The sequence below is a fragment of the Synechococcus sp. PROS-7-1 genome (assembly GCF_014279795.1).
Taxonomy (GTDB): domain Bacteria; phylum Cyanobacteriota; class Cyanobacteriia; order PCC-6307; family Cyanobiaceae; genus Synechococcus_C.
Window position 1 is genome coordinate 1,681,666 of record NZ_CP047945.1, and the last position, 20,096, is coordinate 1,701,761.

Annotated in this window: 26 protein-coding genes; 10 read left to right on the top strand and 16 right to left on the bottom strand. The window is 61.3% G+C overall.

Annotation, left to right across the window (positions count from 1 at the left end; translation table 11 throughout):
• Positions 1 to 10: 10 nt before the first annotated feature.
• A complete protein-coding gene (locus SynPROS71_RS09145) occupies positions 11 to 403 on the top strand; it encodes a hypothetical protein (protein ID WP_186471532.1) in 393 nt (130 codons plus the stop codon).
• 50 nt (positions 404 to 453) lie between these two features.
• On the opposite strand, the gene SynPROS71_RS09150 is transcribed toward SynPROS71_RS09145, so the two are convergent.
• Positions 454 to 1,605, bottom strand: a complete 1,152-nt coding sequence (locus tag SynPROS71_RS09150; RefSeq protein ID WP_186594632.1) for a DUF1254 domain-containing protein — start codon at positions 1,603 to 1,605, stop codon at positions 454 to 456.
• A 47-nt stretch (positions 1,606 to 1,652) separates the two neighbouring features.
• The gene (locus tag SynPROS71_RS09155) at positions 1,653 to 2,771 is read right to left on the bottom strand and encodes a DUF1254 domain-containing protein (RefSeq protein WP_186594634.1); all 1,119 of its coding nucleotides are present in this window, start codon (positions 2,769 to 2,771) and stop codon (positions 1,653 to 1,655) included.
• A gap of 130 nt (positions 2,772 to 2,901) precedes the next feature.
• Here SynPROS71_RS09155 and cbiE point away from each other — a divergent pair, with 130 nt between their 5' ends.
• Positions 2,902 to 4,155, top strand: a complete 1,254-nt coding sequence (gene cbiE / locus SynPROS71_RS09160; protein WP_186598018.1) for a precorrin-6y C5,15-methyltransferase (decarboxylating) subunit CbiE — start codon at positions 2,902 to 2,904, stop codon at positions 4,153 to 4,155.
• Positions 4,156 to 4,190: 35 nt separating this feature from the next.
• Positions 4,191 to 4,313 carry a hypothetical protein gene (locus SynPROS71_RS13900; RefSeq protein ID WP_255440098.1) on the top strand — a complete coding sequence of 41 codons (123 nt, stop codon included), beginning with the start codon at positions 4,191 to 4,193 and terminating at the stop codon, positions 4,311 to 4,313.
• 42 nt (positions 4,314 to 4,355) lie between these two features.
• On the opposite strand, the gene SynPROS71_RS09165 is transcribed toward SynPROS71_RS13900, so the two are convergent.
• From SynPROS71_RS09165 to pheS, 5 genes are all read right to left on the bottom strand, one after another.
• Positions 4,356 to 4,808: a DUF192 domain-containing protein gene (locus SynPROS71_RS09165; protein WP_186594636.1), complete on the bottom strand. Its 453-nt coding sequence runs from the start codon at positions 4,806 to 4,808 to the stop codon at positions 4,356 to 4,358.
• On the bottom strand, positions 4,808 to 5,506 hold the full coding sequence (locus SynPROS71_RS09170; RefSeq protein WP_186594638.1) for a winged helix family transcriptional regulator: 699 nt from the start codon (positions 5,504 to 5,506) through the stop codon (positions 4,808 to 4,810). Before SynPROS71_RS09170 ends, SynPROS71_RS09165 begins: the two co-directional genes overlap by 1 nt.
• On the bottom strand, positions 5,503 to 6,411 hold the full coding sequence (locus SynPROS71_RS09175) for an NAD(+) kinase (protein WP_186598019.1): 909 nt from the start codon (positions 6,409 to 6,411) through the stop codon (positions 5,503 to 5,505). Before SynPROS71_RS09175 ends, SynPROS71_RS09170 begins: the two co-directional genes overlap by 4 nt.
• Before the next feature lie 86 nt (positions 6,412 to 6,497).
• Positions 6,498 to 8,141, bottom strand: coding sequence for an AarF/ABC1/UbiB kinase family protein (locus SynPROS71_RS09180; RefSeq protein ID WP_186594640.1), 1,644 nt, complete (start codon positions 8,139 to 8,141; stop codon positions 6,498 to 6,500).
• A gap of 98 nt (positions 8,142 to 8,239) precedes the next feature.
• Positions 8,240 to 9,247 (bottom strand): phenylalanine--tRNA ligase subunit alpha, encoded by a 1,008-nt coding sequence (gene pheS, locus SynPROS71_RS09185; protein ID WP_186594642.1) that lies wholly within the window; start codon positions 9,245 to 9,247, stop codon positions 8,240 to 8,242.
• 71 nt (positions 9,248 to 9,318) lie between these two features.
• Between pheS and surE the strand changes: the two genes are divergently transcribed.
• Positions 9,319 to 10,128 carry a 5'/3'-nucleotidase SurE gene (gene surE / locus SynPROS71_RS09190; RefSeq protein WP_186594644.1) on the top strand — a complete coding sequence of 270 codons (810 nt, stop codon included), beginning with the start codon at positions 9,319 to 9,321 and terminating at the stop codon, positions 10,126 to 10,128.
• On the opposite strand, the gene SynPROS71_RS09195 is transcribed toward surE, so the two are convergent.
• A complete protein-coding gene (locus SynPROS71_RS09195) occupies positions 10,113 to 10,673 on the bottom strand; it encodes a DUF3611 family protein (protein ID WP_186594646.1) in 561 nt (186 codons plus the stop codon). The two genes, surE and SynPROS71_RS09195, sit on opposite strands and share 16 nt — an antisense overlap.
• Positions 10,674 to 10,732: 59 nt before the next feature.
• Between SynPROS71_RS09195 and SynPROS71_RS09200 the strand changes: the two genes are divergently transcribed.
• Entirely contained in the window at positions 10,733 to 11,659 is a 927-nt protein-coding gene (locus SynPROS71_RS09200) for a bifunctional riboflavin kinase/FAD synthetase (protein ID WP_186594648.1), read from the top strand.
• Here the strand turns inward: SynPROS71_RS09200 and SynPROS71_RS13905 are convergent.
• Positions 11,647 to 11,775: a hypothetical protein gene (locus tag SynPROS71_RS13905; protein WP_255442541.1), complete on the bottom strand. Its 129-nt coding sequence runs from the start codon at positions 11,773 to 11,775 to the stop codon at positions 11,647 to 11,649. The two genes, SynPROS71_RS09200 and SynPROS71_RS13905, sit on opposite strands and share 13 nt — an antisense overlap.
• Before the next feature lie 20 nt (positions 11,776 to 11,795).
• On the opposite strand from SynPROS71_RS13905, the gene SynPROS71_RS09205 reads away from it, so the two are divergent.
• The 4 genes from SynPROS71_RS09205 (at position 11,796) to SynPROS71_RS09220 (ending at position 14,591) form a co-directional block, all read left to right on the top strand.
• A complete protein-coding gene (locus tag SynPROS71_RS09205; protein ID WP_186594650.1) occupies positions 11,796 to 12,857 on the top strand; it encodes a thiamine phosphate synthase in 1,062 nt (353 codons plus the stop codon).
• Between the two features lie 14 nt (positions 12,858 to 12,871).
• Complete coding sequence (gene thiS / locus SynPROS71_RS09210; RefSeq protein WP_186594651.1) at positions 12,872 to 13,078, top strand: sulfur carrier protein ThiS; 207 nt, start codon at positions 12,872 to 12,874, stop codon at positions 13,076 to 13,078.
• Positions 13,079 to 13,103: 25 nt separating this feature from the next.
• On the top strand, positions 13,104 to 14,078 hold the full coding sequence (locus tag SynPROS71_RS09215; protein WP_186594653.1) for a DUF1517 domain-containing protein: 975 nt from the start codon (positions 13,104 to 13,106) through the stop codon (positions 14,076 to 14,078).
• A gap of 342 nt (positions 14,079 to 14,420) precedes the next feature.
• Positions 14,421 to 14,591 carry a hypothetical protein gene (locus tag SynPROS71_RS09220; RefSeq protein ID WP_186594656.1) on the top strand — a complete coding sequence of 57 codons (171 nt, stop codon included), beginning with the start codon at positions 14,421 to 14,423 and terminating at the stop codon, positions 14,589 to 14,591.
• On the opposite strand, the gene larB is transcribed toward SynPROS71_RS09220, so the two are convergent.
• The 6 genes from larB to era are packed head-to-tail and all read right to left on the bottom strand — an operon-like array spanning position 14,588 to position 18,365.
• Positions 14,588 to 15,274 (bottom strand): nickel pincer cofactor biosynthesis protein LarB, encoded by a 687-nt coding sequence (gene larB, locus SynPROS71_RS09225; RefSeq protein WP_186594665.1) that lies wholly within the window; start codon positions 15,272 to 15,274, stop codon positions 14,588 to 14,590. The two genes, SynPROS71_RS09220 and larB, sit on opposite strands and share 4 nt — an antisense overlap.
• On the bottom strand, positions 15,271 to 15,726 hold the full coding sequence (locus SynPROS71_RS09230) for a TIGR03792 family protein (protein ID WP_186594667.1): 456 nt from the start codon (positions 15,724 to 15,726) through the stop codon (positions 15,271 to 15,273). The genes larB and SynPROS71_RS09230 overlap by 4 nt, the downstream gene beginning before the upstream one ends.
• Positions 15,723 to 16,205, bottom strand: a complete 483-nt coding sequence (gene ispF, locus SynPROS71_RS13910) for a 2-C-methyl-D-erythritol 2,4-cyclodiphosphate synthase (protein WP_255442087.1) — start codon at positions 16,203 to 16,205, stop codon at positions 15,723 to 15,725. Before ispF ends, SynPROS71_RS09230 begins: the two co-directional genes overlap by 4 nt.
• Entirely contained in the window at positions 16,206 to 16,934 is a 729-nt protein-coding gene (gene trmD, locus SynPROS71_RS13915; RefSeq protein ID WP_255442088.1) for a tRNA (guanosine(37)-N1)-methyltransferase TrmD, read from the bottom strand.
• A gap of 6 nt (positions 16,935 to 16,940) precedes the next feature.
• Positions 16,941 to 17,402: a phycobiliprotein lyase gene (locus SynPROS71_RS09240; RefSeq protein WP_186594669.1), complete on the bottom strand. Its 462-nt coding sequence runs from the start codon at positions 17,400 to 17,402 to the stop codon at positions 16,941 to 16,943.
• A 24-nt stretch (positions 17,403 to 17,426) separates the two neighbouring features.
• On the bottom strand, positions 17,427 to 18,365 hold the full coding sequence (gene era, locus SynPROS71_RS09245; protein ID WP_186594671.1) for a GTPase Era: 939 nt from the start codon (positions 18,363 to 18,365) through the stop codon (positions 17,427 to 17,429).
• A gap of 72 nt (positions 18,366 to 18,437) precedes the next feature.
• Here era and SynPROS71_RS09250 point away from each other — a divergent pair, with 72 nt between their 5' ends.
• Positions 18,438 to 18,959: a hypothetical protein gene (locus tag SynPROS71_RS09250; RefSeq protein WP_186594672.1), complete on the top strand. Its 522-nt coding sequence runs from the start codon at positions 18,438 to 18,440 to the stop codon at positions 18,957 to 18,959.
• 387 nt (positions 18,960 to 19,346) lie between these two features.
• On the opposite strand, the gene SynPROS71_RS09255 is transcribed toward SynPROS71_RS09250, so the two are convergent.
• Entirely contained in the window at positions 19,347 to 20,081 is a 735-nt protein-coding gene (locus SynPROS71_RS09255) for a Bax inhibitor-1 family protein (protein WP_186594673.1), read from the bottom strand.
• Positions 20,082 to 20,096 lie beyond the last annotated feature (15 nt).

Below are 20,096 nucleotides of genomic sequence, written 5' to 3' on the forward strand. Positions count from 1 at the left end.
TCTCTTCAATATGAAAGGAACCCAAGCCATGGCCTATGCCATGGGAGCTATCTTCATCCTTGGCGAGACTGCACGTCGCGGCCTCGACTATTTCGCCATCAACGCCACAACGATGCTTGAGGACTATGGCTCAGGCATTTTGTTACTTCTGGCTGCCGCGGCCTGCACGGCCAAACGAAGCCAATCCTCCATGTATCTCGCTGGGGCATGGGGATACAGCGCAGGCGGAATGTTTGTGCCCTTCTTTGCTCATCTCGAGGCCTACTTGAGAGGCGCTACCTTTAGGCCTGATCACCCGATTGACGATGTTAGTGGGATCATCGTGAAAGGAGTGATCTGGGGCATCTGTGTTGTCGCCTTCACTGCAAGCCTGCGCGACCGATCAGCAACATTCAAGTCCTGATGCTGAGGGCCCTATCAAGAGGGGCCCTCAACCAAAACGAAACCAGCCCGCTACTGAGCTAACTTCAATTCAGGCCGCTCCCAACTGCCGTCGAAATAGGCAGGCTTGGGTTTGTAGATGCGCAAGGTGGCATTCCATCCTGGATAGATTGCAAGATAGTTGTCTTGGTTTTTATCACCACCAAAGTGAACAACAACCTCACCTTGGTCATTCATTTTCGCAAAGGCACTGTTCAAATTGAACGGCTCACCGGTGGGGAAGCCCTCCTTGTCGTACACAGTCAACGACCAGAAGGCATTATCACCATTGGGAACATCTTTAAGGGTGAGTGTCTGTGGGTCCGTTGATGTGGGTGTGTAGAAGAGGTAAACCGCTCCCTCTTTGGGAAGTCCACCAATGCCAACGGCGACTCCCATATTGTTCTGCTCAGGAGAAACGACTCCCTTCCGCCCATACAAGGCCTCCGACTGGATCCCCTTCTCGTTGCGCTCCTTGTTGTAGTCGGCGCGCAGGGCAAGCATTTGCTCCTTATTCCATTGGTTGGGCTGAATGAAGGTCCCTTTTTGTGCCTGCTTCACCGCAAGCTTGGCCTGCAAGGCCTGCGCCTTCGCAACATCAGCTGGGTCCTGAATGTTCACACCGGTACGGAAGGCCACCGTTGCATAGCGACTGCCAACGGCCTCCTTGGTGAGCTTGTATTCACCGGGATCTTGATGCACATAGGTATATCCTTCATCATTCACAACCATGGCGCTCTGATAACGACCACCCGTTTCAGGCAATGTGATCGTGGCTGGGCTGTTGAGATCAAGAACCAACCAGGAATAGAGGGTATCGAAATTAATCCGGATCACCGTTCGATCCTTGGGATCAGCAGCCTTGCTGTCGTTCCACAACACCCCAACACCTCCACTGCAGGTGGCCTTGGCAATTTTGCCCACATAAGCGGCCATCACGGTTTGGGTTTCTGCTGCGGCGTAGTTGGCCTTGGTAACGGGCACAACCTCTTCACTTTGGATCTCAACGGCAGGCTTCGGGCAATCCCCCGGCTTGGGAACTTGCGATGGAGATGATGCTTTTGCTGTTGCATCAGATTGTGCATCAGAGGATGCATCGGGAGCTTTGGTCTGAGCGCATCCACCAGCGATCAGAGCGACACCAAGTAGGGCCGCAGCAGCGGAATTGGGGAAATTTTTAATCATGAATTCAAGGCTACGAAAAACTTAAAGATGCATATCAAAGCAATGAATTACTTTGCAGGCTCAAACTGAGGTGGTGTCCAACTTCCATCGAAATAGGCCTCGGTCGGCGAGTAAACCCGCAGAGCAACATTCCAACCTGGATAGATATCAAGGTAATTGTCCTGGCTCTTATCTCCACCCAAGTGAATCACATATTCTCCATTCTCATTCTTTTTGGCAAACGCACTGTTAATATTATAACTTTCACCGGTTGCAAACCCCTTCTGGTCATAGACAGTCACTGACCAGAAGGCACGGGGATCACTGGGAACATCTTTCAAAGTGAGCGTGTGAGGCTCAGTGGAATCGACCACTTTGGGGAAGGGATAAACGGCTCCCTCTTTAGGAAGGCCGCCCCAGCCAACAGCAACACCAAAGTTACGCAATTCCTCTGTCAATTCACCCTTCTTTCCGAACGCCATCTCTGACGTCACACCTTCAGGTTCCCGACGCTTGTTGTAATCCTCACGCAAAGCAAGGATCTCCTTCATGTCGTATTTCTTCTTCGAGACAAATTCTCCTTTCTTGGCTTGCTCAAGCTTGATCCCATCCTGCGCAGCAGCTGCTTTCTTGAGATCCTCTGGATCCTGCACATTCACCTGCGTACGCACGAAAGCAAAGGCATAGCGACTACCAACTGACTCCTTGGTCAACTCATAACGGCCTGGTTTGTCACTGATCAGGGGAATCCAATGCTCTTCATCGATCACTTCGAGAATCTGGTAGCGATCCGTTTCAGGAAGGACCACGGTGGCGGGACTCTCGAGATCAAGCACCGCAAAGGAATACAACGTGTCGAAATTGGGGCGCAGGATGGTGCGCTCCTTTGGATCCATGGCTGCACGCTGGTGGAGGAGCACACCCACGCCAGCGCTGCAGGTGCCCTTGGCGATCTTGCGAACGTAATCCGCCAGAATCACTTCAGTTTCGGCAACGGCGTAATTGGCTTTGGTCACCGGTGTCACGGTTGTGCCCTCCTGAACCACCGCTGCTTTCGGACAATCGCTGCCAGTCGAAGACGTCTTGCTCTCCTCCGACTTGCCGCAGGAGGTCACCAACACCCCTGCTGTGATGGCTGAGGCCAAAAGCGCGAGGGAGCTGCGACGGACGAAAGGACGCACTGACATTGCCAAGGTTCAACACGAACCCTCTCTAGCCAGTGTTTGAAAACGAGTCCGCTAAGTGCAGGGCCTCCCACCAGAGATTTGCCTGATTGGGACCAGCGCCACCAAGGGCACCCATCAGCACAATGAAGTGATGATCGATGTGATCGGGACCGACGCCGGCGCCCCTGCGTCCCTACCTCCGATGCACCAAAGCCTGGTGCAGAACGCTGACCTGGTGGCAGCGCCAAAACGCTTGCTGCCCCAGCTTGTGGATTGGCTCGGCAGTCGCGCCGACGACCAGCAGCGCTTGGTCAGCGATGACCCGATTGCCCTCAGTGACGCCCTCGGCCCCCTGGCGCCAACCCTGCGGATTGTGGTGCTGGCCAGTGGCGATCCTCTCTGGTTCGGGATTGGTCGTGTATTGATTGAGCGGCTGGGCAGCGAACGGCTGCGTTTCCACCCAGCCCCCTCCTCCATGCAGCTGGCCTTCGCCCGCCTGGGCAGACCCTGGCAGGGAGCCGAATGGATCAGCCTGCACGGCCGTGATCCCAGCTCTCTGGCCCAGCGGTTGCAGAAACGGCCAGCCTCCCTGGCGGTGCTCACCGATCCAGGCCGAGGAGGCGTCGAAGAGGTCCGCGCGACTCTGCGCGGCAGCGGACTCGAATCGAGCTACAGCCTCTGGCTGTGTGAAGCCCTCGGTCACCACGACGAACGCGTGCAGTGCCTCGAAGCAAACCAGCCTTGCCCGGATGACCTTCATCCTCTGCACCTGGTTGTGCTGCTGGCCCAACCTCCCGCCGCATCCGCGCCAGGGGCTCTTCCTTTGTTTGGGATTGCCGATGGCGACTACCTGCAGCACGACGACCGCCCTGGGCTGATGACCAAACGGGAGGTGCGCATTCAGCTACTCGCGGATCTCGACCTGCCGGAGCAAGGCGTGCTCTGGGATCTGGGGGCTGGCACAGGGAGTGTGGGCCTGGAGGCCCTGCGCCTGCGCCCGCAGCTGCAGCTGATGGCAATCGAACGCCGAAGCGGCGGCGGGGCGTTGATCCAGGCCAATGCCCAACGCCTCGGCGTTGCGCCGGCCTCCGTGCTGGAAGGGGATGCTCTGACGCTGCTGCCTCAGCTTCCAGATCCTGATCGCGTGCTGGTGGGAGGAGGCGGACGCCAACGCGCAACCCTGCTCAAGGGAGTGATCGATCGCCTCAGGCCTGGCGGTGTGGTGGTGATCCCCCTGGCCACCCTGGAGGCACTGGCCGAACTGCGGCCAGTGCTCGAGCAGGCTGGGCTGCAGCTGCAGATCAGCCAGCAACAGGCCTGGCGCGGTCAGCCTCTGGCCGAGGGCACCCGCCTGGCGCCGATGAATCCCGTTCTGATCCTCAAAGGCACGAATGCACGGCCTTGAGCCTCAGAATCAGGCCGAGAACAGCGTCAGCCGTCATGTCGATTCAGAAGAACAAACAGGTGTCCCCGATCCGCATGAAGATCACCGTGCTGATCGCCGGCTTCGGGCCGTTGCTGGCCATCGGCCTGTTCCTGCAATCCAAAGGCTTCTTTGGTTGAGGCCAAAACGAACGCCAACGCTACGCAAGCGTTACGAAAAAGCTACGGCAATGACACGTTCTCGTGATCAACGTCTTCGATGGCCACAGGATCGCCGAGCTTGATTCCCAGGCGCGCCGCCTCGCCCGCGCCGATCTCCACCACACCATCAGCAAAGTCCGCCCGCCCGTTGCCATCGGCATCCGCCCAGTAGGACGGGCAGGGAAGTGATCGGCAGACCGGCACAGCAGCAACGATGTCGAGCACCTGTCCGTCGCGCACGAACACCAGATCGAGCGGGGCGAGGGTGTTCAGCATCCAGAAGCGCAGGGGGCGGGGCGGACTAGCCGGAAACCACATGCCTCGCAGCGGCGGCAACGCCGGACGTTGCATCAGGCCGAGCTGCTGCTCCCTTGGTGTATCGGCCACCTCAAGGGCAATACAGGCCTCTGCGCGTGGCTGCAGGCACCAACGCGCCTCAATGGGCAGGATTTGCGGTGGTGGCGGCAGCTCCATCAGCTGGGGTCGAGTCTTGGCGCACCATCATTGAGGCAGTAGCCGCGGCCGCGGATCGTATGGATCAGCCGCGACTCCCCCCCCTCCTCCAGCTTCTGACGCAGGTAACGCACATACACCTCGATCACATTGCTGGAGGATCCCTGCTCGTCGTTCCAGACCTCGCGCAAGATCCGGTCGCGGCCCACAACAGTGCCCCGCTCCTCCATCAGCAACATCAGCAGGGCATATTCACGGGCCGTGAGGGCGACGGGCCTCTGGCCACGCCGAACCTGCCGGCAGCTGATGTCCACACTCAGATCGCCCACCTTCAACAAGGGACGTCGCAACTGGCTGCGCTCCTGAATCGCCAGGTGCAAGCGCAGCCTCTGCAACAGATCGCTCGCACCAGCGTTGGTGAACCAGAAGTCATCGGCACCGCAGCTGAAACAAGCTTCACGGGCCTCAATCGTGTCTTCGCTGACGCCGATCAGGATTGGCATCGACCCAAAGCGATCTCTGAGCGAGCCCACCTGATCAATCGCATCCGATCCCACCAGGGCCGCCGCCGGCACACCACTGGGACCAGCAGCAGCACCCACTTGGGATTGATAGCCGGAAGCCAAAAGCCGGTCCGCGAGAGCCAGAGCCTCCTGGCCCAGCAACAACACCAATGGGCGTTCATCGCTCGCGCGCGTCAGCGGGTCATGCACAGTCATGCGCGATCAGGCTTGGCCACATGGGGAAGACCCCAGCCCAGTTTGTTGCGCAGCACCTGGAAAAACTCATGGTCTGTCAGGCGCACAAAACGAACGGGATGGTCGCTGCGCCGGATCAGCACCCGATCTTCAGGCCACACGTAACAGCCGGCACTGCCATCCACCACCATCATCAGTCGTTCCGGCGTGGCGGGAAACACGGTCACGGGCTCCTGATCGCTGAACACCAGAGCCCGTGAGGCCAGCGAGTGAGGAGCGATCGGCGTCAGCTGCAGCACCGGACAATCCGGCGTGATCACCGGTCCTCCGGCGCTGAGCGCATAAGCCGTGGATCCGGTGGGGGTCGAGAGAATGACGCCATCCGCCGAGATATCCACCGGTGCATGGCGGCCGATGGCGATCTCGAAGTGACACATGCTCGTGAGTGGTTCACGGTGCAGAGCCATCTCGTTGAGCGACAAAGCCTCCCAGCGGCGCTGATCGCCACGCATCACGCTCACCACCAGATTGGCGCGCTCCTCAATCGTCCACTGCTCTGTGAGCACTTGATCCAGGGCCCGATCGAGATCATCGAGGTAAGCCTCAGCCAAGAAGCCGAGATGCCCCGTGTTGATCGTGAGAATCGGCACGCCCACCGGCGCGGTCTGACGCGCCGCCGAGAGCACCGTGCCATCACCCCCCAGCACGATCGCCAGCGCCATCGATGGATCAAAGCCTTCGGGAACACAGGCGTTGTATCCGAGCATGCGCAGGTGCTGGTCGGGATTGGCAAAGCCCACCATCCCGCCGGAGCTACTCACCCGCACCACCTCATGACCGCCGCGTTCCAGGCGCGCCTGAATGGTGGCGGCAGTTTCGACCGCCAAAGGCTTGCCATCATTGACGATCAGTCCGACCCGGGGCACCGATCGCATCAAGCAACAGCGCGCTCACTTTATGAGAAAGCCCAGCTTGATGGCCCCAGATGGGATCTTTGTTGATCAGCTCTGAATCAGCGTCGGTTGGAGCGAAGCAGGGACACGATCAACCAGAGCCCGAAGAGCGTGGCGCCGATGAACAGGCCTTCGCTCACATTGCGCAGCAATTCCTGCTGGGCGAGCGTCGCCATCAGCGTGGCGCTAAGCAGGAGTGCAGCCACCAGAATCGCCAGCGACACCCGCTGCGACAGTCGCTCCAGCGTGGCGCGCAACGACTCCAGCCCCTCAAGCTGCAGAGCAAACACCAGCTCATCACTGCTGAACCGCCGCAGCAGCTGACTGAGTTGACGCGGCGCTTCAAGGGAGAAATTGCGCAGATCCAGGCCGAACTGCATCAAACGCTCCTGCGGCAGCATCACCGAGCGCGCCAGCAATTGAGCCACCAGGGGCTGCATTTCTCCGGTGAAACTGAACGCAGGGTTGAGCGAGCAGCCCACACCTTCCAAATTGGTGACCGACTTCACAAACAGCCCAAGCGTTCCGGGCACGCGCAAACCCGTGCGGTTCGCCAACTGCAGAAGGTCGGCCAAAAACAGGGCGAAATTGAGCTCTTCCAGGGGTTTGGAGAAGCTGCTGGCAATCAACGCATCCAGCTGGCGCTGGAGTTGTTGCCGGTCCACCTTCACCCCGCGGGCTGCCGGAGCGATCTGTTCCAGCAGATCGGTGGCCCTGGCACCATCCTGATTGATCAGTGCCAGCACCAGATCCAACAGATTGCTGCGAGTGCGCGGGTCGAACACGCCGACCATGCCGGCATCGAGCAGCACCACGCTGCCATCGCTCAACACCTTCAGATTCCCAGGGTGGGGATCGGCATGGAAAAACCCCTCCACGAAGTACTGCTCTACAAAGGCTCCCAGAAGCGCCGTGGTGGTAGGACCAACCCCCGGCCCCTGGCTGAGGGAGAGGCGCGCTTGGTCCGTGAGGATGGCGTCACCATCAATCCACTCCAGCACCAACACCCGCTGACCGGACAGGTTCTGCACCACCTGGGGCAAGCGCAGCTGCCCCTCGGGAACAAATGAAGAGGCCTCCAGGCAGCGCTCCAATCGCAGGGTGTTCTGGGCTTCGATGCGGAAATCCAGCTCTCGGCCCAAGGCGTCCAGCACCTGGTCAGCCAGCCCGACGAAGTCGTACTGACTCCCCAACGCGGTGGCTGAAGCCAGGGCCGCAATCTTGCGCAGCAGACGGCCGTCCTCAGCCACCTGGGCCTCGATGCCTGGCCGCAGCACCTTCACGGCCACCGGCACTCCATCCTGCAGAGACGCCCGATACACCTGCCCCACACTGCCAGCTGCAATCGGATCGTGGTCGAACGTTCTGAAGGCCTGCGTGACCTCGCTGTTCAGCTGCTCTTCCAGTTGGGGACGCACCCTCTCCCAGGGCACTGGCGGCACGTTGGCCTGCAGATCACTAAGGGCCTCGATGTAGGCCTCACCGAGCAGATCCGGACGGGTGCTGAGCAACTGACCCAGCTTCACGTACACCGGTCCCAGCTCCGTGAGGATGTTGCACAGCACCGATGGCAAGGGAAGCCTGGTCTCTTCGGCATCACCACGACGCAGAAGCTGGGAGAGAAACGCCCATTCATGCTTCGAGAGAACCTGAACGATCTCCAGGGCTCGCGCGGAACCATCGAACACCGAAAGCACAGACACCGCTCAAGCCGAATCACGTCTCCCCGGATCATGGAGAGAACGCAGAGATCGGGCATCACTCTTCAGCGAAATGCGCCTATTAAGGATCAGCCCTTGCCTCAGAACTGCTCGAGGAAGCGCAGATCGCTGGTGTAGAGCCGGCGGATGTCGTCAATGCCATGGCGGACCATGCAGAAACGTTCCACGCCAAGACCAGCGGCAAAACCACTCCAGCGCTCAGGATCAAGCCCCAGGCCTTCGAGCACCGCAGGGTCCACCATCCCGCAACCCATCACTTCAAGCCAGCGACCCCGCCACTGCACATCCACCTCAGCGGAAGGCTCTGTGAACGGGAAGTAGCTGGCGCGGAAACGCACCGGCAGATCTCCGAAAAAGGCCTTGAGAAAGGCCATCACCGTGCCGCGCAGGTGACTGAAATCCAAGCCTTCATCAATGGCCAGCACCTCCACCTGGTGGAACACCGGAGAATGGGTGGCGTCCACGGCATCCCGGCGATAAACGCGCCCGGGGGCCACGATGCGCACCGGCGGTGGGTTGTTTTCCAGATGCCTGATCTGCACCGGTGAGGTGTGCGTGCGCAGCAGCAGGTTGTCCTTCAAATAGAACGTGTCCTGCATGTCCCTGGCCGGGTGCTCCGGGGGAATGTTGAGGGCGGTGAAATTGTGATGGTCGGTCTCCACCTCGGGCCCCTCCTCCACCTGATAACCAAGACCGCAAAACAGATCAACGATCTCCTCAGTGGTGCTGATCAAGGGGTGGCGATGCCCCATGGGAACGCCTACCGGAGGAGCAGTGACATCCAGAGTCTCCTCTGCAATACGAGCCTCCATCGCGGCCTGTTTCACGGCCAGGAGGCGCTTTCCCAGGAGCGTCTGCACCTGGGTTTTCAACACATTGGCGCGCTGACCCACCAGCGGCCGCTCGTTGCCAGGCAACTTGCCCATGGCTCCGAGCACACCGGAGAGACGGCCTTTCTTGCCGAGCAAGCCCACCCGCAACTGCTCGAGGGCCTCGGCATCGGCAGCGGCGGCGATGGCCTCAGCCGCTTCGGCCTCAAGGGCCTCCAGCTGATCGGTGAGCTGCTGCAGGGTGACGGTGGCGCTCACGGCTTTGACAAGACGGCAGCTGACTGTAAGCAGTGATCACGACTAGGTTCGCCCCATCGGCTTTTGATTCCATGGCCCCCTTGCGGATCCTGATCAGCAATGACGACGGGGTATTCGCCGACGGCATCCGTGCTCTGGCGGCTGCAGCGGCCGCAGCAGGGCACCAGGTGACGGTGGTTTGCCCCGATCGCGAGCGATCCGCCACCGGCCATGGACTCACCCTCCAGACCCCGATCCGAGCCGAAAAAGCCGACAGCCTCTTCGAAGCGGGAATCAGCGCCTGGGCTTGCAGCGGCACGCCTGCCGACTGCATGAAGCTGGCCTTGTTCGAACTGATGCAGGAGGCGCCGGACCTGGTGTTGACCGGCATCAATCACGGCCCGAATCTGGGCACCGATGTGTTCTGCTCCGGCACCGTTGCCGCGGCCATGGAAGGGACCCTCGAGGGGCTGCCGTCGATGGCCATCAGCAGTGCCTGTTTCCAGTGGCGCGACTTCCAGGGTGCCGCCGCCCTGGCCGTGGACGTGGCCACAGCCGCGCTGCGTGATCAATGGCCTGAGAATCTGCTTCTCAACTTGAACATCCCCCCTTGCCGCCCTGAGGTGATGGGTCCTCTGCGCTGGACGCGCCTCTCAATCCGCCGCTACGACGAGCAATTCAGCCCTCGCAAGGATCCGCGCGGCCGCACCTATTACTGGCTGGCAGGGGAAGTGGTGGAAGACCTGGAATCCGGCGGGGATGGCCCGCGGGACTGGCCCACGGATGTGGCCCAGATTGAAGCCAACAGCCCGTCGCTCACACCAATCCAACCGGAGCTGTTCTGGCGTGGCCCCCTCGGAGGCCTTCCTCGCCTGGAGCTCAACGGTCAGCGGGTTCGGTAAATCCGCTGCAGCAGCCAGAGCGAAAACAGCAATCCGATCAGGTGGGCGAACAACACCTGCGTGTTGCTCAAAACAGAGAGCATCTCCAGCGATGTAATCGCCAGATTCTCAGCAGCACCCTGGCTACCGATCGCAATTCCTGGAGTCTGAGAAGACGCCTGCACAAACAGGGCCCCTGCCAGCGACTGATAGCCAACCGCCGCCAGCACCAGCCCGAGGAGATCCGCAAAGATTCCACGCTTGATCAATCGGCTGGCTTCTGCGCGACTCGGGCGCACGCCACTGGCGAGTGCACGCCCTAAGCGCACGATCAGCCAGCCTTGCCAGAGGCTGAACAGCAACACAAAGAACGACAGGGTGGTGAGGGACAGTCCTGGACTCAATCCCACCGCGCGATCTGCGTTCCTGGAGAGGCTGCCGCCGATGTTGTTGAAGAGCAGCACCCCGACCACCACCACACCGAGGGCGGTCTGGATCCAGAAGCGAATCCAGGCTGTCCGCTTCAGGCCAAGGGCCAGCATCTGGAAATCGAGCCGGTCGGCCATGCGGGCTTGGTCGTCTGTCGTCCAAACTTGCCACCAACCACCGCACTGTGCACGGCCCGTTGATCCCTCTCTGCTCACCTCAGCAGGCCCGCACCCCCACTGCGCTCGCCCTGGGCAGTTTTGATGGTCTCCATGCCGGCCACCGGCGTGTGATCAAGGCCATCACCACAGCCCCCTTCGGCGGCCATCCCACCGTTGTGAGTTTCTGGCCCCATCCGCGGGAGGTTCTGCACGGAGAGCCGCGGCTGCGCCTGGATCTCCCGGATGAAAAGCTGCATCTGCTCGAGCCCCTGGGAATCGAACAGCTGGTGCTGGTGCCCTTCACGAAGCAGCTGGCCCAACTGAGCGCCGCCGACTTCGTGGAGCAAGTGCTGTTGGCCACTCTGCAGGCGCGTCACATTGCCGTTGGGGCCAACTTCCGTTTCGGTCGCGGCCGCGAGGGCGACACCAACACCCTGGCTCACCTGGCCTCAGCCGCTGGCGTGAAAGTGAGCGTCGTCCCGATCCTGGAGGACGAAGAAGGGCGGATGAGCAGCAGCCGCATCCGCGCGGCGCTCAGCGCGGGAGAGTTGCACAGAGCCGCCAACCTGCTCGGCCGTGCCTATCGCTTCCAAGGGGAGGTGGTACGCGGCCGGGGGCTGGGTCGCGGTCTGGGATGGCCGACAGCCAATCTGCAAGTGGATGGCCGCAAATTCCTACCCGGGCTCGGGGTGTACGCGGCCTGGGCTTGGGTGGATGGTGATGGCACGCGACTGCCGGCGGTGATGAATCTCGGCCCTCAACCCACCGTTGATCCGGGATCCCCCTCCGCTGTGGAGGTGCATCTCCTCGATTTTGAAATGGAACTCGAGGGTCGCTGGATCAAGGTGGAGCCCGTGCAGCGTCTCCGCGGCCAGCAGCGTTTTTCAGGCTTGAAGGAGCTCAGTGCCCAGATCGGACGGGATGCCGTCGCAGCCAAAGAGGCGCTCAGGGCTCAAGCCGGATAGGCGTTCGCCAAGCCCCAGACGATGAAGACGCTGATCCCTCCGAGCAAAATGATTCCCCACACCAGCACGTGCATGGTGCTGTCAGATCCTCCGTTCTCCATCGCCGCGTTAGGCATGAGATCCTGCCCAGAGTGCCATGGAATCGATGCCTGTCGCCCCCAGCACTGATCCGCGTGTGGCAAGGCTGATCGATGCCAACCTCGATCGGGCCCGAGAGGGGCTGCGCGTAATCGAAGACTGGTGTCGGTTTGGCCTCGATCGTCAGGACCTTGTGGTGCCACTCAAGGACTGGCGTCAACAGCTTGGTCAGCTGCATGACGACGCTTACCGACAGGCCCGCTCCACCGCCACCGACGCTGCGGCTGGGTTGGGCCATCCGGCGCAGGACAACCGCAGCGACAGCGTCGCCATCGTGAAGGCCAACGCCAGCCGCGTGCAGGAAGCCCTGCGGGTGATCGAGGAATTCGCCCGCACGGGTGATGCCGTTCTCGCCCGCACGGCGGCCGCCGTGCGCTACGCGCTTTACGACCATGAGGTGCGCATCCTTGAGGCCTGCGGGCACAACCGTCGCCAGCAACAGCTGGCTGACGCCAAGCTTTGCCTGATCACGGATCCCGGCGCCGACGACAACCCTGACCGGCTCATGCACAACGTGAAGGCGGCCCTGGAGTCAGGCGTCACCCTGGTGCAGTACCGGCGCAAACACGGCTCCGATGGCCTGCGGCTTCAGGAGGCACAGCAACTGGCGCAGCTCTGCCGAGCGCACAACGCCCTGTTCATCGTGAATGACCGCATCGACCTCGCCCTGCTCGTGAATGCCGACGGTGTTCATCTCGGCCAGGAGGATCTGCCGCAGCACGAGGCCCGTCGTCTTCTCGGCAACGAGAAGCTGATCGGACGCAGCACCCATGCGCTGGCACAGCTTGAGGCAGCGCAACAGGAAGGGGCGGATTATGCGGGCGTAGGGCCGGTGTTCGCCACCGCCACCAAAGCCGATCGCCAACCCGCCGGACTGAACTGGGTGAAGGAGGCCTGCGCAGCAGCCCGCATTCCTTGGTTTGCCATCGGCGGCATCACCGCCACAACGTTGCCCCAGGTGCTTGAGGCTGGCGCCAACCGGGTGGCTGTGGTGAGCGCGATCATGGCGTCCGACGATCCAGCGCTTGCCAGCCGGCAGCTGCTGGATCTGCTCATCTGAACCGTCGATCTGCCATGCAACTCACCGTGAACGGAGAGGCACGTGAGCTCAATGGAGCCCTCACCCATCTCGATCAGGTCATCGACGCCCTCGGCCATCACCCAAGGTTGGTGGTCGTGGAATTCAATGGCCTGATCCTTACTCCTGAACGCTGGGGGGGCCAACCCGTTCAGGACGGTGACAGCCTGGAGATCGTCACCATTGTGGGTGGTGGTTCCTAGGATCAGCTCAGTTTTTAACGTCGTTTTGGCCCATTCGCCGAATCGCCTCTCCAACCGCGCAATCCACCGCTTGCTCTCGGGCTTGATGGTGCCAGTGCTGCTGGTGGGTCTTCTCTTAATCCATCCGCTTCCCAGCGATGCGGCCCGTGGTGGCCGAATTGGAGGCGGCAGCTTCAGGGCCCCAAGCATGCCCCGGAGCGGTGGCTATGGCGGTGGCGTCAGAGGGGGATACAACGGCGGCTACAACAGGGGCTACGGCGGCGGTTTCGGCTTCCCCTTCATCATTCCAATTTTCGGCTTCGGCGGTGGCGGACTGCTGGGATTCCTGGTGTTGATGGCCATCGTCGGGGTGGTGGTGAATGCAGTCCGTGGAGGTGGCGGACGTCCTGCAATCGGCGGTGGCGTCGGTGGTTACGACGGCCCTCGGGAAATCCCGATGGGTCCGGTGTCGCTGCTTCAACTGCAGATCGGCCTTCTGGCCAGCGCCAAGGATCTTCAGACGGATCTCCGTGCGCTTGCCTCATCGGCCGACACCAGTTCCGCCAGTGGCCTTCAGCGGGTGCTGCAGGACACCACCTTGGCCCTCTTGCGCCAACCGGATCTTTGGGTTTACGCCAATGCCGAATCCGGCAGCGTTCCCTTCAACGCGGCTGAATCCACCTTCAATCGCCTCTCCATGACCGAGCGCAGCAAACTGCGCGAAGAACTCACCACCAACGTGGGGGGTGTCCGGTCGAACGTTGACACCATCGCGAGTCGCGGTGATGCCGATGCCACCAATGAATTCATCGTGGTGACGCTCCTGGTGGCCAGCCGCCGCCCCGTGACCCTCAAGAAAGCCGACAACGGTGAAGATCTGCGAGAATCCCTGCGAATTCTGGGTTCGACAGCCTCCAGCGATCTCATTGCTCTCGAGGTGATCTGGCAACCCGATGGTGCTGGCGACGTTCTCAGCGCCGATGAACTGGTGACGGCCTACCCCAACCTCCAACACCTCTGAGCAGGTTTAAGAAAATCTTCCGCAGATTTGATGTCATGAAACGCGTAAAAAGCGCACGAGATCGATAGGTTGAAATCACTAGTAACGCATCAGTTCATTGGCCCCTGCATCCCGACCAGATCCAAGATCAATGCAGTGGCAGACGAACGGGGAGCTTGATCGCAACGATCTCTTTGAACTGGTGCGCACGCTCAGGGACGTCGAATCACCCAACCACAGCAATGAGCTTTGGCGATTGGGGACGAAATACGACCAAGCCTCCTAAACCGATTCCGGATCTCCAACCGTCCCTCTTGCCCGCTTGGGTGAGTCACTGCACCGTGCGGATGCTGCTTTGGTTCGATGTCGGCCCGAACCCCGTCTTGGGTGAATTCCAGCGTGCTGATGGAAGCCATTCAGCGCTATCAACAAGATCGTCTACCCCGTTCCCTGCGTCTCTGGGTGGAGGCCACGCTGGAACTGGATCCCGAGGAGCCCGTTGCCAACCTCCTGCCCCACCCGTTGACGGATTAACCCTTCAGACCTGACCGTTCAGGATTGAACGCACGGCCCTGGAGAATGCGCAAAGCGGCCATCGCTGCGCCGTAGCCGTTGTCGATATTCACCACGGTGAGGCCGGGTGCGCAGCTCGCCAGCATGCCCTCGAGGGCGGCACGCCCACCTGCACTGACCCCATACCCCACGGACACAGGCACTCCGATCACCGGTTGGGGCACTAACCCAGCCAGCACCGTGGGCAGGGCCCCTTCCATCCCGGCGCAGGCAATCAACACATCCAAGGGCTGGAGCGATGGCAGCACCGCCAGGAGGCGATGCAGGCCTGCCACGCCCACATCCAGCAGCATCTTGGTGGCCACACCATGCACCTGCAGGGAGAGTTCCGCTTCAGCGGCAACGCGTCGATCGCTTGTGCCGCCACTGAGCACGCCTACCGCCACACCCTGGGACGGAGTCGGGAGCACTCCATCCGTAAGGCAACCTGCATCGCAGTGCCATCGCACGGTCGGCAAGGCCTCCATAACCGCGGCTGCCTTGGCAGGATTCACCCGGGTCACCAACGCCAACTCTCCCGCAGCCCGCATGCTGTGCAGGATGGCTGTGATCTGCTCAGCACTTTTGTGCTCGCCCCACACAGCCTCCACCATCCCCAGGCGCTGACGACGCTGAAGGTCGAGACGGGCTTCATCCACCGTCACTGGGTTAGAAGTTCGCCTTCATACACCAGTGGGAAAGGATTCCCCTGGTCCTGCCCCAAGGCCTGAAGGGCGATCAGCTCGAACCGCTGTTGCACAGCCTCCACCTCCTCCTGAGGAATCGCCTTCCAAGCCTCCCGACTGCTCCAGCGGATCAACAACGTGCCCTCTTCTGTGCTGGGATCCCAAAGCAGATCCCGACCCAGAAAACCTTTCTGCTGAGCGAGCCACGGCTCCCAGCTCCCCCGTTCAGCCTCCATCCAGGCATCCCGCGCCTGTTCAGGCACCTGAATGCGCAGATGCTCCACCACGGCAACGTCATAACCACCTTCGGGGTCTGCGAAGGCGATCAGGCGAAGATCATCGTGACCAGCAAGAGCAATCAACAGAAAAAGAAGGGGGCCAATCACCCTAAACAGAGCGCGGCGCAGCCCACTCTTCGGGGTCGTGATCATTGGCTCAACAGGGCAACGGCATGACAGGCGATGCCCTCTTCGCGACCTTCCGGACCAAGGCGTTCATTGGTGGTGGCCTTCACTCCCACCTGCTCAGGCGCAATCCCCATCGCCGTGGCGATGGCGGTGCGCATGGCCTCGATGTGCGGCTTGAGTTTGGGGCGTTCAGCAATCACCACCGAATCCACATTCACCACCTGCCAGCCGCGCTGCTGGATCAGCGCCACAACCTGGCGTAGCAGCTCCAGGCTGTCAGCCCCCTTCCACTGGGGATCCGTGGGCGGAAAGTACAAGCCGATGTCCCCCAGGGACAAAGCCCCGAGGAGGGCATCCATGATCGCGTGCACCAGCACATCGGCATCGCTGTGGCCATCGAGCCCCACACCATCGGGGTGCTCAAGGCGCTGACCACCGAGAATCAGCGGCCGGCCGGCCACCAGCCGATGGATGTCGTAGCCGTTGCCGATGCGAAGCGTCATTCAGGCCCTGTTCTCTGGTTCATTGTCAGCGCCGACGCGCTGCTGCCAGCGTTGCATCAGATCCGGTCGGCGCGCCGCCGTTCGCTGCTCGCGCTGCTTCTGACGCCAGCGGGCAATGGCACCGTGATCCCCGCTGCGCAACACCTCGGGCACTCCCATCCCTCGAAACTCGGCTGGACGGGTGTAGTGCGGATGCTCCAGCAGGCCATCGCTGTGGCTTTCCTCCACGAGGGATTCAACGCTACCGACCGTCCCCGGTAGCAAGCGCACCACACCGTTGATGATCGTCATCGCCGGCAACTCACCGCCGGTGAGCACAAAGTCGCCGAGGGACACCTCTTCATCAGCAAGGGATCGAATGCGCTCGTCAAACCCCTCGTAATGGCCGCAGAGCAGCACAAGCTGATCGTGATCAGTGCACCAACGCTGCAGATCGGCTTGCTGCAACGGATGCCCTTGGGGCGTCATCAGCAGCACCCGGCGACGCCCGCAAACTGGAATCGCATCGAAGGCCGCAAACACCGGCTCAGGCTTGAGCACCATCCCCGCGCCACCGCCGTAGGGCTCATCGTCGACCTTGCGGTAGCGATCGTTGGCGTAATCGCGCGGATTGTGGAGCACCAGCTCCGCGCGACCAGCGTTAAAAGCGCGCCCGATCACCCCCAGCTCGCCTAGAGGCGCGAAGGCCTGCGGGGCCAGGGTGACCACATCGAGCCGGTAGGGAGCCATCGCGGATCAGGGCTGGGGCGGTGACACGCGCCGAATCTCGGAACAGAAACGGGCTTGAACAGGGGTTCCCTCCGCCGCCGTGGCAGTGGTGCTGCGCAGCCGCAGGTTGGGCTTGATGAACCAGATGCGCTCGCGCACCCGGGTATCGCCTTCCATCACCTCCAGTTCCACACTGGCGTCGGGACGAAACTGCCAGTGCCCTTGGCGTTGTGAGGCCTGCGAGCGCAGCATCAGCTCACCGTTCGCTGCAAACAGAAGCTCACTGGACGCGCCATCCGCCGCCTCCACCGTGAGCGTCAAGGCTGAATCCTGGAGCGCCGTCTTCACCGTGACTTCACCACGGTCGCTGGCATGCCATTCGTCCTCGGCACCTTTCAGATCAAATCGACTGCGCAGACTCATCCAGCGGCCTGCACACAACTGCAGGAAGGCCTCCAGATCGGCCGGGGGGAAAGCGGTTTCATCCATGGGCCCATTCTCGCAGGACATGGTTCAGCGGCCTTCTTCGGCGTAGCCCAGCTCCGCGAGCCGCTGCGGCTTACTGCGCCAATCGGGGACCACCTTCACGAACAACTCCAGATACACCGGACCATCAATCAGGGTTTGCATCTGTAGGCGCGCGCCCTGGCCGATGGTCTTGAGCATGGCGCCACCCTTGCCGATCAGAATTCCCTTCTGACTCTTGCGTTCCACAAGGACGGTGGCCAGCACAGCAGTTCGGCCCGATCCCTTCCCTTTGGATGGCATCTCCTCCACCCTGTCGATGCTGACCGCAACGCTGTGGGGCACTTCCTCCCGGGTGAGAAGCAGCACCTGCTCGCGAATCAGTTCTGCCATCAACAGCCGTTCAGGCTGGTCACTGACCATCTCCGGCGGATAAAGCTGGGGCCCCTCCGGCATCAAGGCAGTGACGGCCTGCACGAGCTCAGGGCAACCTTCACCAGTGAGCGCGCAGCAATGGTGGATGGGCCACCCCGACTCCGCCAGCAGATCGCGGTAAGCAGCATCGGCCTCCGGTCGTCGCGCCGTGGGAACCTGATCCCATTTATTGAGGACGACCTGCACTGGCAGCCGTTGCTGGCGCAGGAGATTGACGATGAAGGCATCCCCCCTGCCCGGGGGTTCGCTTCCCTCCAGCAGCAGGAGCACCTGATCCACTTCACCGATGGCCGACTTGGCGCTCTGCACCAGGCGTTCTCCAAGCAGGTGATGGGGCTTGTGGATCCCTGGAGTGTCCACCAGGATCAGTTGAGCCTCCTCTGTGGTGAGGATCGCGCGCAGGCGGTTGCGGGTTGTCTGAGCCACCGGAGAGGTGATCGCCACCTTGTCGCCCACCAGCTGATTGACCAGCGTGGACTTACCGACATTGGGACGCCCGATCAGGGCCACAAAGCCGGAGCGGTAACCCTCCGTTAAAGGAGTGACTTGCATGGTCCCAGTCTGCGGGGTCACGGCCCTGTCTGATTCAGAGAAATAGCCTGATGGTGCGGGCACCAATTGGCCATGACAAATAGAACCCCCAGCTTTCAGGAGGCAATGGAGATCGCTGCCACCTGGTTGAAACAGTGGGATGACGAAGAGATCAGCGATGAGGTGATGGCCGATCGCGCCTCAGAGCTGCTCGCAAGCCGCGATGGAGCCAGGGGATTCTTTGTGGTGAGCCTTGCCGGCGAAAGCACCTTGATGGACCGACTGCCGGAGCCTCTCGTGGTCAAGTTGCGTGAGGCGGGCGATGGGGTGGTGGATCTCACCGCACGCAATCTGGCCATGAGCGCGGCGATGGTGGTGCATCACCGCAACAACGGCGATGAAGCGCAAGCCATGGGATCCGAGCGGGTGAATCAACGCTGCACCGAATTGCTGCGCCAGCTCGACAGCCAACGAGTGAAGGAGCGACTGGAGACCCTGCTCGATGCAGCCAGCCACAGCCGTGGCGACGACCTCAGCTTTCTTGAGCGCTGGGGTTACGACGATGAACAGAAGAATGCCATCGGCGAGGCCGTCGAAGCTGTTGCGGAGATATGACAGCTGGCAAACCGGCCACGCCATATCTGGTGTGATCTGCCAATAAAAAAGCCCAAAGCTGGAAGCTCTGGGCCGGGTGATGGGGAAACCTGACCATAGCCAGAGATCAAACCAAAATCCAGCACCACATCTGGTGGCTGCGAACATGAAGGAACGTGATGCAGCACTATTAGACCAATCTGAAGCTGAGACGCATCCTGTGATCAGCGCACTATCTTGATGGCTCGACGGCCGGGTGATGGGGATCAGTCGGCACAGTTCCCGGGAGGTGTCCCGGGTTTTTTATGGCCTGGAGACAGGACGCTCCGGCGAACTCGGCCCCAATCAAAAAGCCCCGGCGAATCGCCAGGGCTCAACATTCTGAAGCTCTCAGACAAGAGGTTGCCGTCAGTCGCGGCGACCACCGCCCTGGAGTGCGATCACCAAGCGAAGAATGAAGATGAACAGATTGATGTAGGTGAGGTACATCCCCAGAGCACCGGCCAGGTACTGATCATCCCGGTAGGTGCGGGGCATGGTGTAGAAGTCCACAAAGGCCATGCCCACGAACAGAACCGTGCCCAGACCTGCAATCGCCAGGTTGGTGGCGGCGTAGATGCCAGGAATAAAGAAACCGGCCACGAAAATGCCGAGCATGGCGATGATCAGCCCCATCAAGCCGAGGCCCACCACAGCCGTGAGCGCCTGACCGACACTGTCGCTCATGCGCCGGCCGACCACAGAGGCGACCACGAAGGTGAGGCCAGTGGCCAGGGCTGCAATGCCGATGGAGGCCACCCCTGCAACGGCAATGGCCTGCACCACGAGACCGGTAAGCGTGAAACCTGTGAGCAGGCTGAACGCGGCCATCAGAGGCAACGCAGTGCCGTTATTCCCCTTGCTGGCCGCGTTCTGGGCCACAAAGAACAGAATGAACCAGGGGATGATCGCCACAAGCGACAACCCGTTGAAGGCCTGAAAGCCGATGGAGGCCATCGTGGCCATACCGCCCACAACCCCAGCTGCTGTCAGGGCCATGCCGCCTCCCACATAGGGAAGGGCCTTGTTCACAACATTGGGACCAACGAGGGCGCTGGATTGCGCCTCGCGAATGGCGTCTTGAAAATTGCTGCTGGCTGGCATAACGCCCCAGATCAC

Coding starts and splice junctions, on each gene's coding strand:
- SynPROS71_RS09155 (WP_186594634.1), bottom strand. CDS start 2,771: ATGTCAGTGCGTCCTTTCGTCCGTCGCAGCTCCCTCGCGCTTTTGGCC.
- SynPROS71_RS09145 (WP_186471532.1), top strand. CDS start 11: ATGAAAGGAACCCAAGCCATGGCCTATGCCATGGGAGCTATCTTCATC.
- SynPROS71_RS09220 (WP_186594656.1), top strand. CDS start 14,421: ATGTCGGCCCGAACCCCGTCTTGGGTGAATTCCAGCGTGCTGATGGAA.
- SynPROS71_RS09195 (WP_186594646.1), bottom strand. CDS start 10,673: ATGGCCGACCGGCTCGATTTCCAGATGCTGGCCCTTGGCCTGAAGCGG.
- SynPROS71_RS13900 (WP_255440098.1), top strand. CDS start 4,191: ATGTCGATTCAGAAGAACAAACAGGTGTCCCCGATCCGCATGAAGATC.
- SynPROS71_RS09205 (WP_186594650.1), top strand. CDS start 11,796: ATGGAATCGATGCCTGTCGCCCCCAGCACTGATCCGCGTGTGGCAAGG.
- SynPROS71_RS13905 (WP_255442541.1), bottom strand. CDS start 11,775: ATGCCTAACGCGGCGATGGAGAACGGAGGATCTGACAGCACCATGCAC.
- SynPROS71_RS09165 (WP_186594636.1), bottom strand. CDS start 4,808: ATGGAGCTGCCGCCACCACCGCAAATCCTGCCCATTGAGGCGCGTTGG.
- ispF (WP_255442087.1), bottom strand. CDS start 16,205: ATGACGCTTCGCATCGGCAACGGCTACGACATCCATCGGCTGGTGGCC.
- SynPROS71_RS09240 (WP_186594669.1), bottom strand. CDS start 17,402: ATGGATGAAACCGCTTTCCCCCCGGCCGATCTGGAGGCCTTCCTGCAG.
- surE (WP_186594644.1), top strand. CDS start 9,319: ATGGCCCCCTTGCGGATCCTGATCAGCAATGACGACGGGGTATTCGCC.
- SynPROS71_RS09150 (WP_186594632.1), bottom strand. CDS start 1,605: ATGATTAAAAATTTCCCCAATTCCGCTGCTGCGGCCCTACTTGGTGTC.
- SynPROS71_RS09255 (WP_186594673.1), bottom strand. CDS start 20,081: ATGCCAGCCAGCAGCAATTTTCAAGACGCCATTCGCGAGGCGCAATCC.
- trmD (WP_255442088.1), bottom strand. CDS start 16,934: ATGGCTCCCTACCGGCTCGATGTGGTCACCCTGGCCCCGCAGGCCTTC.
- era (WP_186594671.1), bottom strand. CDS start 18,365: ATGCAAGTCACTCCTTTAACGGAGGGTTACCGCTCCGGCTTTGTGGCC.
- cbiE (WP_186598018.1), top strand. CDS start 2,902: ATGATCGATGTGATCGGGACCGACGCCGGCGCCCCTGCGTCCCTACCT.
- SynPROS71_RS09170 (WP_186594638.1), bottom strand. CDS start 5,506: ATGACTGTGCATGACCCGCTGACGCGCGCGAGCGATGAACGCCCATTG.
- SynPROS71_RS09250 (WP_186594672.1), top strand. CDS start 18,438: ATGACAAATAGAACCCCCAGCTTTCAGGAGGCAATGGAGATCGCTGCC.
- thiS (WP_186594651.1), top strand. CDS start 12,872: ATGCAACTCACCGTGAACGGAGAGGCACGTGAGCTCAATGGAGCCCTC.
- SynPROS71_RS09230 (WP_186594667.1), bottom strand. CDS start 15,726: ATGATCACGACCCCGAAGAGTGGGCTGCGCCGCGCTCTGTTTAGGGTG.